14 protein-coding genes and 2 pseudogenes are annotated in these 14,892 nt (G+C 39.5%); 8 read left to right on the forward strand and 8 right to left on the reverse strand.

Annotated features, from left to right (window positions below; all coding sequences use genetic code 11):
- Positions 1-40 precede the first annotated feature (40 nt).
- Positions 41-751: pseudogene (locus B4Z90_RS23550) on the reverse strand (tyrosine-protein phosphatase).
- A gap of 955 nt (positions 752-1,706) precedes the next feature.
- Here B4Z90_RS23550 and B4Z90_RS23555 point away from each other — a divergent pair.
- From B4Z90_RS23555 to B4Z90_RS23575, 5 genes and pseudogenes are all read left to right on the forward strand, one after another.
- A complete protein-coding gene (locus tag B4Z90_RS23555) occupies positions 1,707-2,516 on the forward strand; it encodes a tetratricopeptide repeat protein (protein ID WP_286803476.1) in 810 nt (269 codons plus the stop codon).
- Positions 2,517-2,537: 21 nt separating this feature from the next.
- Entirely contained in the window at positions 2,538-3,407 is an 870-nt protein-coding gene (locus B4Z90_RS23560; protein ID WP_286803478.1) for a sensor histidine kinase, read from the forward strand.
- A 123-nt stretch (positions 3,408-3,530) separates the two neighbouring features.
- On the forward strand, positions 3,531-3,965 hold the full coding sequence (locus tag B4Z90_RS23565) for a hypothetical protein (protein WP_159332698.1): 435 nt from the start codon (positions 3,531-3,533) through the stop codon (positions 3,963-3,965).
- A 133-nt stretch (positions 3,966-4,098) separates the two neighbouring features.
- A complete protein-coding gene (locus B4Z90_RS23570; RefSeq protein ID WP_201303450.1) occupies positions 4,099-4,254 on the forward strand; it encodes a hypothetical protein in 156 nt (51 codons plus the stop codon).
- Positions 4,255-4,266: 12 nt separating this feature from the next.
- Positions 4,267-5,175, forward strand: a pseudogene (locus B4Z90_RS23575) (IS5 family transposase); the annotation flags it as partial.
- Between the two features lie 171 nt (positions 5,176-5,346).
- Here the strand turns inward: B4Z90_RS23575 and B4Z90_RS23580 are convergent.
- On the reverse strand, positions 5,347-6,450 hold the full coding sequence (locus B4Z90_RS23580; protein WP_286803480.1) for an acyltransferase family protein: 1,104 nt from the start codon (positions 6,448-6,450) through the stop codon (positions 5,347-5,349).
- Positions 6,451-6,568: 118 nt separating this feature from the next.
- Between B4Z90_RS23580 and B4Z90_RS23585 the strand changes: the two genes are divergently transcribed.
- The 3 genes from B4Z90_RS23585 (at position 6,569) to B4Z90_RS23595 (ending at position 7,541) form a co-directional block, all read left to right on the forward strand.
- Positions 6,569-6,832, forward strand: a complete 264-nt coding sequence (locus tag B4Z90_RS23585) for a hypothetical protein (RefSeq protein ID WP_159332696.1) — start codon at positions 6,569-6,571, stop codon at positions 6,830-6,832.
- Between the two features lie 96 nt (positions 6,833-6,928).
- Positions 6,929-7,102 carry a tetratricopeptide repeat protein gene (locus tag B4Z90_RS23590; RefSeq protein WP_159332695.1) on the forward strand — a complete coding sequence of 58 codons (174 nt, stop codon included), beginning with the start codon at positions 6,929-6,931 and terminating at the stop codon, positions 7,100-7,102.
- A gap of 250 nt (positions 7,103-7,352) precedes the next feature.
- Positions 7,353-7,541 (forward strand): hypothetical protein, encoded by a 189-nt coding sequence (locus B4Z90_RS23595; protein ID WP_159332694.1) that lies wholly within the window; start codon positions 7,353-7,355, stop codon positions 7,539-7,541.
- 4 nt (positions 7,542-7,545) lie between these two features.
- Here the strand turns inward: B4Z90_RS23595 and B4Z90_RS23600 are convergent, their stop codons facing one another.
- The 6 genes from B4Z90_RS23600 to B4Z90_RS23625 form a co-directional block, all read right to left on the reverse strand.
- A complete protein-coding gene (locus B4Z90_RS23600; protein ID WP_286803483.1) occupies positions 7,546-10,326 on the reverse strand; it encodes an MSCRAMM family protein in 2,781 nt (926 codons plus the stop codon).
- A 57-nt stretch (positions 10,327-10,383) separates the two neighbouring features.
- The gene (locus B4Z90_RS23605; RefSeq protein ID WP_159332692.1) at positions 10,384-11,460 is read right to left on the reverse strand and encodes a hypothetical protein; all 1,077 of its coding nucleotides are present in this window, start codon (positions 11,458-11,460) and stop codon (positions 10,384-10,386) included.
- Positions 11,444-12,259: a fimbrial biogenesis chaperone gene (locus B4Z90_RS23610; RefSeq protein WP_070570062.1), complete on the reverse strand. Its 816-nt coding sequence runs from the start codon at positions 12,257-12,259 to the stop codon at positions 11,444-11,446. Before B4Z90_RS23610 ends, B4Z90_RS23605 begins: the two co-directional genes overlap by 17 nt.
- Before the next feature lie 90 nt (positions 12,260-12,349).
- Positions 12,350-12,937 carry a hypothetical protein gene (locus B4Z90_RS23615; RefSeq protein ID WP_112375383.1) on the reverse strand — a complete coding sequence of 196 codons (588 nt, stop codon included), beginning with the start codon at positions 12,935-12,937 and terminating at the stop codon, positions 12,350-12,352.
- 218 nt (positions 12,938-13,155) lie between these two features.
- Positions 13,156-13,683 carry a hypothetical protein gene (locus B4Z90_RS23620; RefSeq protein WP_070570045.1) on the reverse strand — a complete coding sequence of 176 codons (528 nt, stop codon included), beginning with the start codon at positions 13,681-13,683 and terminating at the stop codon, positions 13,156-13,158.
- Positions 13,684-13,927: 244 nt separating this feature from the next.
- Complete coding sequence (locus tag B4Z90_RS23625; RefSeq protein WP_070570043.1) at positions 13,928-14,758, reverse strand: helix-turn-helix domain-containing protein; 831 nt, start codon at positions 14,756-14,758, stop codon at positions 13,928-13,930.
- Positions 14,759-14,892 lie beyond the last annotated feature (134 nt).

Genomic DNA, 14,892 nt, shown 5'->3' on the forward strand with positions numbered 1-14,892 from the left:
CGCTTGCTTTTCTAGAAATTTAAAGAGCGAATATCCTGACTTAGTTAACGCCAAGATATTCGCCCTTTAAATTACATGAAGGTTCACTACAATCTTCTCTTCGTATAACATGTCTTTCATGATGAATGTCCGTACCCACAAGATCCACTAACCCCTCACTGGCCAGATATTTTGCCATACGCTTTTCGTGCATCCCATAGTAGCCCCTAACAGATAAAAGATTAACCTGCAATAAACAACCAATTTCACGTAACCGCCTGATTTGATCCACATTGCCATGGTAAAATTTATAGCGTTCAGGATGTGCCAAAATGGGATTATATCCCTCGATCAACAAATCAAAAATCATTCGTTCAATTTGATTATATTCCTGCGCATAGGACATTTCGATCAAAATCAAATTAGTGGGCAATGTTAACAATTTCTCATCAGCTTTTAAAAGCTGCTCAAAGTGACTATCAACCATATATTCCGCGGCATATCCCCCAAGAAAACCGGCGAATTCTCCGATAGATAACTGAGCAAATGCTCGTTCTATATGTGAAACGGTATTGGGATACATTTCCTTAAACACATGGGGTGTAAACTATAGCTGCTTCAGATTTAAATCAGCTAGATGGCTCAATATCTTCATACTTTCCGCTGTATTGGCACAACCGTCATCCAATCCAGGCAAAACATGGCAATGCATATCAACCTCCATCCAACTGAGGTCATAAGGTTGACTCTTTCTATTAAAAATAGACCACATGAGGATTTATATTAATTGTTAATTTATATCAAATTAAATATTTTTACTCATCTTTCTGAAATCTCCGGCCGGTCCAACCAATCGGAGTATTTCATCTACAATCACAAGCTTAACACTTGAGGCCTTTATAATATTCCAGATAAAAGATTTGGCGACATTTTGAATCGAATATCCTACCTGAGAATAAATCATCCGCAAAAACTATCAACAGTAATAAATCAAAATTTAACACATGTTCTATCTTTTTAGATTTCAAACAATACACCAGAACAACTTCAAATTTCAATTTAGATAATATATATTCTAATAAAAGCTATTTTTAAAATGAGATAATCTGTTCATCCTCCTTTTGCAATAAACTGAAAGGCTATTTTAAAAATTCAATCTTCGATTATTATAAGTTAATAGCATAAAGCTAGGCTTTTCAAACTGTAAATCATAAGCATTCCGATTTTGAAAAAACTATATTAGCTTTATTCAAAAATGAAATTTATTTTTTACATATCCCAAATATAATCATATATTTCAAATTTCAACATTTATTTTACATTGTTTTTTGTTAAATTGCAAAAAATATTTCAATTCTTTAATTATATTACGTAAATCCCTCTCCATTGTTAATAATTCGATACACTAAGAGTAGAATAATATTTTTCGGCCCCGATCGTATACTAGGATCTTATATTATTATTCAAGGTTATAATCATAATACAACATGAATAGATTAATCTTTTTGTTATTTCCCCTATTTTTACAGCTTGTCTTAAGCTATCCACAAAAATTGCAGGCTAGAGCATACTGCAGATTTATCCATCAGCAACAGCATATTCCTATCGAAATTGATTCCTCACAGGTGAAAGAGTACTATAACAAAGCAAAAGAAATATATCGCAGTGACCCAAAGGAGGCCCAAAATATCGTAGAAAAAGGGATTTCGCTAGCTCAACTTCATCACATGAGTGAAATGGAAGTGGACCTCCTTAATCTAAAAGGCGTCATACTACTAAAACTAAACCAATTTGATGAAAGTATAAAAACACACTTTGAAGTACTCAAAAAAAGAGAAGCTCTCCAAGACAAAAAAGGTGAAATGTTGTCCTTATTGAATATAGGAAATGTATTCAATAAAAGTTATGATCCTGATCAAGCCCTTATTTACTATCTTAAATCACTAAAAATTGCCCAACAAATCAATGACGCCCCAAATCGGACAAACATACAACTGAACATAGGAAATATAAATGCACAGCGGGCATTGAACGGAACAGAACAAAAACCAGCAAATAAAGCAATAGAATACCTTTTAACAACTGTAGCATACAGCAAAAAAAACACACCGCAGATTGATCTGTTCAATTCTTATATATTATTAAGCTATCTTTATTTAAAGGTAGAAAAATTTAATCTGAGCTCACATTATACCGACATAGCAGTCGATATTACGAGTAAGAAAAAAGATCCAGTTGGAGAAAGTTACGCGAGAATTAACAGAGCAAATATACTTGTTCAAGAAAAAAAATTTGAACTAGCCAAAAGGGAAGTTTCAATCATAAAACAAATTATAGCGAGGAGCGGCCTCAAGGAACTTAATGAAGAATTAAGCGGGGATTTTGAAAAGATTGCTAAAGCTATAAAAATGAGCAATACAGCACTGGTATTATCCGATATAGATAGTGCATCAGCTGAATCCACAAAGAACTCGGAATTGATACGCACAAAAATTAGGGAAGAACTTCGTGAAAAATATGAAACGACAAAGAAATAGCTCGAAAACAAAAATTTAAAATTGCACAACGAAGCCATAGAAAAAGAAGTCAAATGGAATAGGTCGGCATGGCTATGGACCTGTGGTTTCTTACTCATTTTTTCGGTGCTGCTTCTTTTACTTTATAATAAACATAAGCTATTGATTTTGGAAAAGCGAAAAGTTGAATTCCAAAGCCATGAGATCGAAAAGCAACATGCTTCTTTAATACAGGCTGATCATTTCCGCTCAAGAATCTTTTCTGTCATATCGCATGATCTACGAACGCCCATAGCAAATTTTAATGCTCTGCTTTCTTTAACAAAAATTGCCTCCATACCCGAATCAGAAATAAAAAGCTCGCTGGTGAGCATTGGACAGGAAGTGAAAACGGCATCGAAAATGTTAGAGGAATTACTTGTATGGTCATCTCAGCAGATGTCGAATGAGCAGATCGAATTCGCAACGATATCAATTTATGATACTGTTATGCAAAGCGTGCAACTTTTTGAAGATAGAATTAGGCTAAAAAAGCTAACTGTTGTTTATTATATCGATAAAAACATCACTGTATACACTGATGGCAAAAGATTGGAATTCATTATCCGTAACATGATCAACAACGCGATCAAATTCAGTTTTATAGGAAAGCCTATTAAAATAAACGCGAAGGAACAAAACGGAGAAGTGATTATCGCCATAGAGGACCAAGGCTCCGGAATAGATGAAATTAAATTAGCCGCCTTAAGGCGGAAAGGACGCATTTTCAGCACTTTAGGCACATTGGAAGAAAAGGGCACGGGCATAGGGCTGATGTTATCACAAGAATTTGCAGAAAGAATAGGTTGTCGGATCAGTATTTCCAGTACGATTGGCCTTGGCAGTATATTTTCTTTACATGTACCAATGTAATTGTCAAAATTAAGTTCAAATAGAACCCTAGGGACTATTTAGTTTACGCATTAATATTTTCATCTTCGCAATAGTAAATTTAACATGTATTATACTAAATTGAATTCCTAATAAATAAAAGTAATGTTCAATAATATTAAATTCCATAAACCAGGTCAATTATTATATTGCTTAATAACAATAGCAATTCTATTAACCAGTTGCGGTTCTTCTAAAAAAACTATATTGACGGAAGAGGATATACTGACCGATACTTATTGGTTACGCAAAAACATGGAAGCGGAATTACTTTATGGCGGTGGAGACAATTATTTGCGTGTCCATTTCCAGCAAGGAAAAATTTATGAAATCGTTACAATGAAAGGAGAACGCTTAACGGGCTTAAAAGAAGAAGGTTCATATACTGTAACTGATAACAAAGAAATAGTTTTAACAACAAAAAAACAAGATCAAAAAGTATCCTATAGATATATACTTGCTAATAGCCGGACATTAAATAAAGTTTCCGAAGATGGCAGCCTGCTGACCAACGACTACGAATCTTACAAAAAGCAATAAAAACTTTTCCTCCATATTATTTCAGGATAGTCTTCAAAAACTACATAAGACCGTTGCAAAAGTGTTTGGTTTTTATTTTATTGATATTCAAGTTTTTAATTTGTTTATTGTTGATTTTCGTTATATTTAAGGTATGGAAAAGACAGAAAAAGTTAGCTTTGTTGATTACATGGTTCAAAGACGGAAAATCAAGCAGGAATTCTTCGATCAGATCAATACATTGGTAAATTGGCGTCCGATTTCAAATATTATCAACAAGCATTACCACAAAGGGGAAAGCAAATTGTGACGCCCTAGTTATTCTGGTCTTATCCTCTTCAAAATGACACTTCTACAGACCTGGTATGGTCTGAGTGACTACGAAGTAGAAGACCGTATAAACGACAGTATCTCCTTTAGTCGCTTTGTTTGCATCAGTTTGGACGATTCGGTTCCCGATCACAGTGTTATTAGCCGTTTTCGCAGCTCGCTGAAAGAAAAGGGTGTTTATGAGAATCTATTCAAGGAGCTGAACAAGCAGTTGAATAAACATAAAATATTGGTAAAACGTGGAGCTATCGTTGATGCCAGTATTGTTGATTCTCCGCTAAAACCAAAAGGCAAAGTTATTTACGAGATCGAAAGTGACCGTAGTGAACATCCTCGCGAAGATTCTGAGCTGGATAAAGAGAATAGTGAACAGTTATTGATCCAACAAGAGAGCCCGGGTGTTGACCATGAAGCTCGTTGGATAAAGAAGGCTGGGAAAACACGTTATGGCTATAAAAAGCATTATGTCACCGATACAGAAGGCCTGGTTCTGGGCGTGGTAATCACTCCAGCAAATGTAAATGAAATTGCCAATCTTCAACAGGTAATATCTTCGGCTGACCTTCCAAAGGGCATCCATATCTATGCTAACAAGGGATATCGTTCCTCTAAAAATGAGGAATTGATCAAATCAGGAAAGCTAAAAAGCAGGATCTTGCATAAGGCAAAGAAAGAAACAGCGTTAACCGAAAGAGAGAAGTTAAGAAACAAACTGATCGGCAAGATCAGGTTCAAAGTTGAACGGACCTTCGGGAGCATCCGGCGATGGTTCAACTCAAGCTGTGCAAGGTATAAGGGGATCGCCAAAATGCATACACAAAATCTAATGGAAGCCATGGCGTACAATCTTTACAGATCACCTGGGATACTTGTGTCCAATGCAATAAAAAACACAAATTAAGCAGTTGAAAAGGCCTCAAAAAGAGGATTTTTCAAGAAAACGCAACTAGATTTCCGAATCCAAATCGGAAAAAACTGCAAAAAAAAGCAAAAATAACCGATCAGAAAATATCAACATTATTTTGCAACGGTCTTCATAGGTTTATTTTAGCCGATATTCTCCAGATTTTAACTACTGTCCGTCGAGTCTACTGTCGTCCACGGGCCCACAAATCCTACAGCTCACCAGGAGAGGTAAAAACGCCAATATGCTACGAAAATGCTTCATGATCCGCGGTTCAATCCGATCGCTCAGCAGATAAGCCAGGGCAAGCATAAGAATGATAACACCTGAAAGGAGCAGGTATTTATTCAGATACAGGTGATTAAAAATAATAAAGCCGATGTGTTGATGGATTAAATACAGCGGATAGGTCAACATGCCAATTTTAACAAATCCGGACGAATTGATCGCCTGGAGCTTTTTACAGGAAACCAGTAACATGAGCAGGTAAAACACAACGATGGTCGCACCAATAATATAAGGTGAAAAGTCACTATGAAAAGTGCGTTCCAGCCAATGAATACGCCCCACAGCACCATCGATGGAAATGTACAAACACCAAGGTAAAGCGACAAAATGCTGGACTTTTGGTCCATGCAGAAAAATCTGGCAGAATATAATTCCCGCAATAAAATACGCACTCCAGTCGAGTAAAAAAGACTCATGGATTGCGTCATAAATTTCCGATGGCCCAACAAAAAAGCGTAGGCTGGACAATAGCAACCAAAAATAAACCAAGTAATCCAAGCTTATTTTTTTAAATCGATTCAGAATTAGAAACAAAGCGATGATCAGGTAAAATTTCAACTCTACATAGAGCGACCAATAAGCGCCATCGACATCCCCCTGTCCCCATAGTTTTTGCACCATGGTCAGATTGGCCAATAGTTGGGTAAATGTGACATGATAGCGCGGTGCGCCCCAAAAATAAGAAACGATAAAAGTCAACAGCAAACAAATCCAATACATCGGATACAAACGCTTGAAGCGGGAATAACAGAACTTACGCAGTGAAAGATGTTTGATGGAAAAAGCAATCACAAAACCACTAATGATAAAAAATAAGTCTACGCCCAGGTAGCCGTATTTAAAATATTCTCCGACGCCATCGAAACCCAATAGCGACATATTTCCGGCTGCATACCCCCGATATAAATAATGATATAATACGACGGCAGATGCTGCGATAAAACGAAACAGATCGATTTGGTAAATTCTTTTGGACTCAGACATTTGGCTGTAAATATAATCAATTATCTTCCCTGTTTGTCCAGCATGGTTTTATATTCGTGAAGTTCATTGTATTTAATAGTTTTTTTTATTTTTACTGTTTTATTGAAACAAACTAGCCATGCATCGTTTAACCATCCTATTATTTTTTACCATATTGTTCTTCACCCATCATGCATATTCCCAAAACAGTGGTTGGGAAAAGGTAGATAAGCAGCTATCGGAGGCAAGTAACGATTCGACCCGAATATTAGCTTATTACAAAGTAGCATCTGAAATCTATCGCAGCAATCCCACAGAGGCGCAAGAAATCGTTTCCAGAGGATTAAGCCTCGCTAAGGACAAAAGGTTTGCGACGTTGCAAATTGATTTATTAAATTTATAGGGAGTTATATATCTGAAGATAAATAACTTCGATGAAAGTGTAAAACCCCATTTCAACGTACTCAAAAAACGAGAAGAACGCAACGACAAAAAAGGCATGATGCTTTCTTTTCTGAATATAGGAAATGTGTTTAATAAGAGCTACGACCCCGATCAGGCCTTAAAATATTATCAACGCGCACTAGACCTTGCAAAGGAACTGCTCGAAACGAGGAATCGAGCCAATATATCGACCAATATTGGGAATATAGATATGCCCAAAACGCATTAAATGGAGAGAAGAAATAGGATGTAGCGCATGCCATCGATTATTTAGTAAAAACGGCAGAGTTCTGTAAAGCCAATGCGCCGGATGTTGATCTTTTCAATACCTACATTTTATTGAGCTACCTCTATCTCAAGACAGATAAACTTGAATGGAGCACCTATTATACCGACCTAGCGACTCCTGATTGATCTTCCCGGCATCAATCGCATAACGCAGATGCCGTTATTATGGCGTCGACGTCAAAGCAATCGCGATGACTTTATTGAAATCAGGTATGTATGATTTTGTGGGCACTGACCTCCACCATGAAAAACATCTTAAAGCCCTTACAGATATTGCTGAAAAATATCCCGTGCGAGAAATGTTGAAAACATCCCCCATTTTGAACCAGTCCCTATTAGATCATATCAGCGATGTCAAATCTCAGCATATCGCCGGATAAGAATTTATTGTCCAAAGCGTTTGACATTGACCTTTTTTGACTTCACTTTTAAGACAAAAGGCTCAAGGACCAAGTCGGCATCAAGTTTTACCGTTCCCGATTGCGCCTCTTGATCGGTAAATACATTTGCCGGGAAGCTCGCATTATCCAAATAGAAACTATAGGTGCCCTCTGGCAGGCCAAACTCAAAATGTCCATCCTTATCGGTATGCATTTCGACGACGCTTCCGTTATTGTCTTTTGCCAACACTTTGTAAATATCCAAATTCAGATCAGTCTCCAAGCTAAGTCCTTGGGTATACTCGACACGAACAGCTCCCTGTACCATTCCACCGCGCTGGAGCGGAATTTGGATTTCTAGATTTGACTGCTGTATCGCGATCACCTTCGAAACCGCCATATACTGCCCCTGCTTTGGCGAAAAAAACAAGTATGATCCATATGGTAATTTTTTAAAGGAAGCATATCCTGCTTTATCTGTTACAAAAAGGATCCCTTTTACCGTAAAGCTATGGTCAACCATCGGAATATCCCCTTTATCAAATATTCCATTAAAATTTTTATCCTGAAAACAGAAAAAACGCGCATTCCCGGTCTTGATTGCTGGACGATCAAGATTTGATCCTTTTAAGTTTTGCCGAACACCAATGCGCAAATTGTTAAAATCATAGTCATATCCGGTTTTCATGACACTATAATTGTATTGAAAAAGACCGGTGAGTAAGGTATTTTTCAGCACACGGTAATTTATGCTCGCGTTCCCTCCAAAACTATTCCCATAACTGCTACTCAGATTCGCCCGGGCATTGGCCACCCACTGTAATCTCTCCTGCAATAGGGTACCACTTACACGGGGCCCTAAAGAAAAACGCTTTCCAAACGAACGTCCTATTAAGAGTGCACTTACCAGATCTGAAATCTGGAAAGCGCCCTGCTGGTAAGAAGCTGAAAGTCCCAAACTTTTGTAGTTGTAATTTAAATCTGTCCGTACCGCGAAAAGCCCATCAACTTGATCGCTCATTGACACAAGCCCCGCCTCAGTAGTTACATTCAAGTTGTGCTGCAGGTTACGCGACCGCACATTCACCGTTGACAATAGACGCCATGAGGTTGACTTCAGTTCACGGGTGCCTGCGGCAAACATATAGGTTCCAATCTCACGATTATAGTTTGGCAATACGGAAAGCGTCACAAATGAACTCAAGGGCATATACATACTTAAATCCCAGCGCGAAGATTGGCTTGCGTAATTGAGAAAACGTGTATTCAGGTAGCTTGGGTTATAGCGGTAAAAGGTATAACTTAGTGCCGCCGATAACTTACCCCAATTTCGATTTACACGTTCGACAAACTGCAAAGAACCACGACGATTGCCTGTATAATAAGGGGAGCTATAAAAATTATCGGAGCTAAAACTCCATTTGGCAAAACGCTGGTCCATTCGCATACCCAATGCCCATGAAGGCATGGATGAGTCCCGTCCTACTTGTTGGCCATTTTGGCTTTGAAGTCCAGCGGCGACAAAACCGCGAAGCACGGTGTTGCCTGCATATTTTTGTTTCAGAAAGTCAAAAGAATTTGCCCATAGCAGGCTCGTTGTACTATCCAAACCATTGCGATCGTAAAAAAGCTGACCTTCATAACGCCGGTGCTCAGGCTTATTTTCCCCCAACACCACCTTTCCAAAAGCTGTATAACCGGGGTCGCTGGAAGAGCTGTAATCCAGCAGATCCACAGCACGTTGCAACAGGCCTACTGTAAAATTGGCGGCCCTTGCCGTATCGATATGGTCAAATTTGACACCTCTTCCAAAGGCCGAAGCCTCCATACTTTCCTGCAAATTTCCGGCCGTGTAGATATTGTTCCCCTTCTGGAAGCTAGCAAAAGTATTGCTCAGCGTAGGCCGATCCATCCCACCCGTTTTGGTCAGATAAGCACTGTATCTTAGCTGTCCACCGGCTAGACGATATTCCCCCTCCGACCTTAAATAAAATGATTTTTGTTCACTTAGCAGGTTATCGAGCTGCAAATCAAAAAAATTACGCGAATACGCGGCCAAATTACCCCGGTTGTCAAATAATTGCTGGTAATTTCGATCGGCTGCAATATTGGACAAGAGCAGCGATAGATTCCCAAATACATCGCCATTCTCGTATAAACCGGTGACATTAACAGTGTACTGCGCCCGGTTTAACATGTATTTCTCCACAGCAAAACGGAGTATGAAAAGCGTATCACGCCCGGCTGGAAGGAAAAGGTCCTGTTCCTTAAATTTGGTATTGCCGATTCGATCCGGGGAGGAAAACAAGATTTTGATCTGTTCGTCCGTTGTACCATTATTTATCACCCGTGTCCGGATAAAGATGGAGTCACCCACGTGCTTCAGATACTGCGGTTCCGAAACATCCTGCAAGATCACTGCTTTTTTGGGTGGCACATCGATAGCCATTATCTTGTTGTCAACTATATGCCCCTGTGGATCCCGAAGCTGAACAACTACTGCCTGCCCCCTGAGCTGTGCAGGTGTCTGACTTTGTAAACGTTGGGTAATAAAGCGTTTTTTTCCCGCGGGTACGGTAAACGCTAAACGATCCGAACCAAGAGCGCGTAAACCTTGAGGCAACACCAAATTGATTTCTCCAGTAAAATCCTTTTCACTCGTGTTGACCAGCTGCAGATCAATACTGTTGAGACCTGCTTCCAAACGCAGCTGATCAGGCAAAATCAGGTACACAGGTTTTTCCTGCTGTGCCCAAACGAACCTGATCAGCAGCAATAACAGCACGAAGACTGTAAATCTAATCTTATGAGAAGAGCATTTAAACACGCGATGGGGATCAAACTATTGTGGAATCAATAAATAAAGGAGAGACACGCTATAGCTTCCAGATTTAGAAGCCGACACCTGATCAGCCGTCAGATTCGCTTTATACTCCGCATTAAAGGTCTGCGCCTGCTTTTTATCCACCGAAGCCGCCGATACAGCAACTTGTTCCTGTGTCGTTAAAAATACTTTGGGGTTGGATCTTATCCTGTTTATTCCCGTTCCCGCAGTTAATTGAAGTGACAGTGTCGACAATGGTAGTGTTCCGCCACCATTGCGAACAAGCTCACTATCGACCGACTTAACACGGAGCTCGTAGTCCGTTATAGAGTTCACGCGGATTGCATTTGCAACCAACGAACTTACTCCCTGCATGTAGTCTTTTTGTGTCGAAAACTGCAAGGTGGCATTAGCGGCATCCGCGGCAATCTCCAAGCTATAATCAGGCTCCATATCGACCATCCCACCGTCAGTCAGACGCGGCGGCAATTGCATTTCATAATTAATCTCCTGCGTCCCCAGCACTTTTCCGCTTTCACTATACAGGGTAAACAACAGAGGAATGCGGTACTTCAGGTACGTATATTGATCAGGACTTAGATAGTCGTCCAGGTATTTACCTTGCGCAACAGTCAGCGCACTATAAAGTTGGTATTGCTGGTAATAGTTTCCATTGGAGCTAATGGGTTGTTTCGCCCGATTAATCAGCAGCACATCGTTACTGTTTTGCAAAATAATCGGCGTACGGCTTGCGCCGATACCATCGAGACGAAAATTCGCTTCATTGTTGTCTCCGGTCCAGCGCAGACTGATCTTGTCGACGGGAAATGTATTGCCACTGCGATTCTTCCCACCGGCAATGGTCCGTATTGGAGCTAGCAGGCGCACGGCGAGCGACCAATTTTTCTCGTTTACATTGAGACCATTCAAATCAAATTGAAAAACATTGAATCGATCCGGCGTTGTTTTGCCCAAGTAGGATGTCACTTCGAAATAGTTGTCCGACCAGACTGAAAAACGCAATTGCGCAACAAGAGGTAAGGCTGAAAACAAGCCCCAAATCAAGAGTACTGCTATTTTAGTTCTTTGCCACATGTTTAAATTCCAATTCCGCGATCTTCACCACATCCTGATCGCCATAAAATGCCAATACTGAAACGAGGTAATTCCCAGATTTCAACGATTTGGGAATTGCAATATACTGTTTACGCTTATCGCCGGGCAAGCAGTAAAAATTAAGATTGTCCACCACTTCTTTTTCACCTGTTTCCTGATTTAAAAACTCGGCACGCAATCTTCCTTCCAACCAGATATTGCCGGTCACATCGTAACTGACCTCCAGAAACTGTCCAACAGAATCCACATCTTTATAAACCAGATTTGTAATTTCAAGATCCGGCGTTTCCCTCCCATTGAAACGATGATAAACTTTTACTCCCGAACGAACGGCCAAACGGATATTAGCTCCTTCCTGTTTTTCTCTTGCCCTAGGGTTCAACTGCGTTACAAAGAGCATTGCCGTATGAACGGGTACTTCGGCCGTGAATTTTGCATCCTTGGGCACCTGCATATTCAGTTGCAATCGTTTTGATTCACCGGGTTTCAGCGAGAAATAAGACTCAGATACCGACAGCCAATTTGCACAGCTCGTCGGCAAGGTTCCCTTTGGACTCAATACATTATCACCATACTCGGAATAAGACCAGTCCTCAAAAGAAACACCCAGTTCGAGCGTATAATCTTTACTAGGATTGGTCACATCAACATATTGCGTTTGTGCCTGGCCGGCATCACCCACAAAATACAAGCGCGGCGGCCCAACGGTCAATCCTGTTTGAGAAAAGGCTACTGTAGCGATAAAAAGCAAAAAAAATGAGGCAATCAGGTTCTTCATAAAAATATATTTGGGATAAAAATACATAAAAAAGCAGGTATCTTCCGATACCTGCATCTATATGATTTTCATAGCGTAGTATACGATCTACTAGTTTGCTGCAATAGTGTACACCACATCGATGGTATATTTTGCTTTTGTATCTTTACCACCATTACCCAACAATTCCTTTACTGTTGCTTCATTAAGTGGTTTACCGATATATTTTACATCCAACTCTTTGTTCAATACCGAAGCTTCTGCTGTACTTGTACTTCCAAAAGGACCGAATTCCATGTTGACATCTGTTGAAGCAGTTTTACCATCTACCTGAATTTCGATTAATTTTTTAGCATCGTACGTATTAGCACCATTTCCAGCTACTTTATTGAATTGTCCATTAGTCAATAAAGTTGCTTTTACTTTGTAACCAGAACCTACCGAAGACACTTTCAATTGTTTTGCAATCGATTTACTTACCCCGTTGGTATAGTCAGCTGCCTTTTCGTATTTCAAGGTTACTTCGTCATTATAACCCGATGTAACTGGACCATCTTGTCCTGCACCGCTACCAATTTCGATAGATTGAAAAGGATTCAATTCAACATTCACTTTTACCTTTGCTTGTGATTGAGATTGAGCGTTTGCTGCAGTTACTGAACCAACGATTGCTACTGCGAAGAAAGTAATTTTTTTCATTTTGTTTTTATAATTTAATATGACTTATTCGTTATTATTTATCCTCTTTGGACAAAACAAAAGTACAGCAGGAAATGAGGCAAAAAGTATGAATTTGAGTCCAAAAAGTATAAAAAAGGGAGCGCGTGAAATGTTGTAGCTGTACAGCTACAAAAGCTTGTAGCGTGATCACTACAGCGCGGGGTGTCTACGGCAAAAGAATTGAATTAAGGGGAATATTATCTTGTTTCGATGCTATACATAACATCGTTTGTAAAAGTAACCGTGTTATTTTTTTCTACGTATTGCATTAAGTCGTCAGCTCCGGGACCAGTGTAGGTAACATCGAACAGTCCGTTGAGGGCGGGTGAATCTGAAGAAATGATGGTTTCCTTATTGGTAGAAAGGACGCTACTAGCTGTATTTACGGCTTGCCCTATATGAGTGGCAGTAGCTCTAACGCGAATCAATGGTGCGGGAATTTTTTCTGTCTGTGCCTGACCGAGCTTTATAAAATCTTGATTGGCCATTTTGACCTTCACTTCATAGCCCGACGTGCTAAATACCGAAAGATGTGCTTTTTGGATAGACTCAACGCCATTTTGATAATCGGCTAAGGTATGGTAGGCCAAGGTAACAATCGATTGATCTGGATTAATAACAAGATGCTGCACATCGTGGAGCTCAATATTCAATCTCACGCCAGTCTGTGCGAAGGCTGTACCTCCTAAAAGAACCAATCCCAAAAACAATATTCCCTTTTTCATAGCCTACTATCTTATCCTTACAATCGCATGAACCATCCATGATATTATGATAATCTGTCCTACAGCCTCATTTCTTATTGAATCTTTATCAAATTTTGACGCCAAAAGAACGTGAATGTTCACCGCGTAAATATTTCATACGCTTTCGTTGCTTTACTATAAATATACCTTTTATAAAAAAAACGAAAGAATAAGAACAATTCTTTTTAATAGGAAAACATGTAATATTTTTAATACAGAAAAGTTATTGCTGCCAGCGCTTACGGTATTCTGTTGGTGTGAGGGATGTTTCTTTCAGAAAAAAGGTACTAAAGTTATTCACGTCTTTATACCCTAATTCCCAAGCTACTTGTTTGATACTGAGTGAAGATTCCACAAGAAGCTTCTTACTGACACGGAGCAATTCTTTGGTGATAAGTTCTTTGGGTGTGGTACCCAGCGTCTCCTTGGTGAGATTGGTCAATTTTTTACTTCCTATATTTAATTGATCCGCGTAGAAAGCAACCTGTTTTTCCTTTTTTACATGTTTTTCAACAAGCTCCTGAAAACGTCGCACCAATGATACTTCCGTCCGCTGCCCCAGCAGTTCGCCCGATTGACGATCTTCTGCATATATAGCCGCCAGAAGCACAATCTGCTTCACGATATTATGTGCCAAATCCCGATAAATTGCCTTATTATAATTCTGCTTGGACAGTTTCAGCTGCATGCCTACAAATTCGTAGTAGGTCGCGTATTCTTTGGGCACGCTAAGTGTTCGATAGGTATATTCACTTTTGTTAAATGACTTGAAGTTTCGAAGGAAGGCCGTATCAACCTCGGTACGTACAAAAAAACTTTCCGAAAAATAGATAATCAAAAATGGGCGCTGTTCATTTGTATTGGCTTCGATTTGTATCCCGCGCGGAATCAAAACTAGACTATATTCCTCAATCTCAGCGATCTGTTTATTGATCTGCATGCTACAGCCGCCACTTGACACAAAAAGAACGACATAGTTCTCTTTTGCTGTTGCATCCTTAATTTCCGAAGACTCCCGTTCTACACCAATAACCCGATGAACTCCAAATTCCATAATAATTATTTACCGCATGTAATGCCTGAAAAACATTTTACGTGCTTAGGCGTGAAGCAATTTAGTAAATAAATCCCGAACACAAAAACTCGCCTCATATTGTATCACAGTTTTATCTGTCTTCATTTTCAAGG

The sequence above is a fragment of the Sphingobacterium sp. UBA5639 genome, assembly GCF_002421245.1.
Lineage (GTDB): Bacteria > Bacteroidota > Bacteroidia > Sphingobacteriales > Sphingobacteriaceae > Sphingobacterium > Sphingobacterium multivorum.

Bases quoted from the DNA above. Each gene is read 5' to 3' on its own strand.
- B4Z90_RS23555 (WP_286803476.1), top strand. From the start codon at position 1,707: ATGAGTGAAATGGAAGTGGACCTCCTTAATCTAAAAGGCGTCATACTA.
- B4Z90_RS23565 (WP_159332698.1), top strand. From the start codon at position 3,531: ATGTTCAATAATATTAAATTCCATAAACCAGGTCAATTATTATATTGC.
- B4Z90_RS23570 (WP_201303450.1), top strand. From the start codon at position 4,099: ATGGAAAAGACAGAAAAAGTTAGCTTTGTTGATTACATGGTTCAAAGA.
- B4Z90_RS23580 (WP_286803480.1), bottom strand. From the start codon at position 6,450: ATGTCTGAGTCCAAAAGAATTTACCAAATCGATCTGTTTCGTTTTATC.
- B4Z90_RS23585 (WP_159332696.1), top strand. From the start codon at position 6,569: ATGCATCGTTTAACCATCCTATTATTTTTTACCATATTGTTCTTCACC.
- B4Z90_RS23590 (WP_159332695.1), top strand. From the start codon at position 6,929: ATGATGCTTTCTTTTCTGAATATAGGAAATGTGTTTAATAAGAGCTAC.
- B4Z90_RS23595 (WP_159332694.1), top strand. From the start codon at position 7,353: ATGACTTTATTGAAATCAGGTATGTATGATTTTGTGGGCACTGACCTC.
- B4Z90_RS23605 (WP_159332692.1), bottom strand. From the start codon at position 11,460: ATGTGGCAAAGAACTAAAATAGCAGTACTCTTGATTTGGGGCTTGTTT.
- B4Z90_RS23610 (WP_070570062.1), bottom strand. From the start codon at position 12,259: ATGAAGAACCTGATTGCCTCATTTTTTTTGCTTTTTATCGCTACAGTA.
- B4Z90_RS23615 (WP_112375383.1), bottom strand. From the start codon at position 12,937: ATGAAAAAAATTACTTTCTTCGCAGTAGCAATCGTTGGTTCAGTAACT.
- B4Z90_RS23620 (WP_070570045.1), bottom strand. From the start codon at position 13,683: ATGAAAAAGGGAATATTGTTTTTGGGATTGGTTCTTTTAGGAGGTACA.
- B4Z90_RS23625 (WP_070570043.1), bottom strand. From the start codon at position 14,758: ATGGAATTTGGAGTTCATCGGGTTATTGGTGTAGAACGGGAGTCTTCG.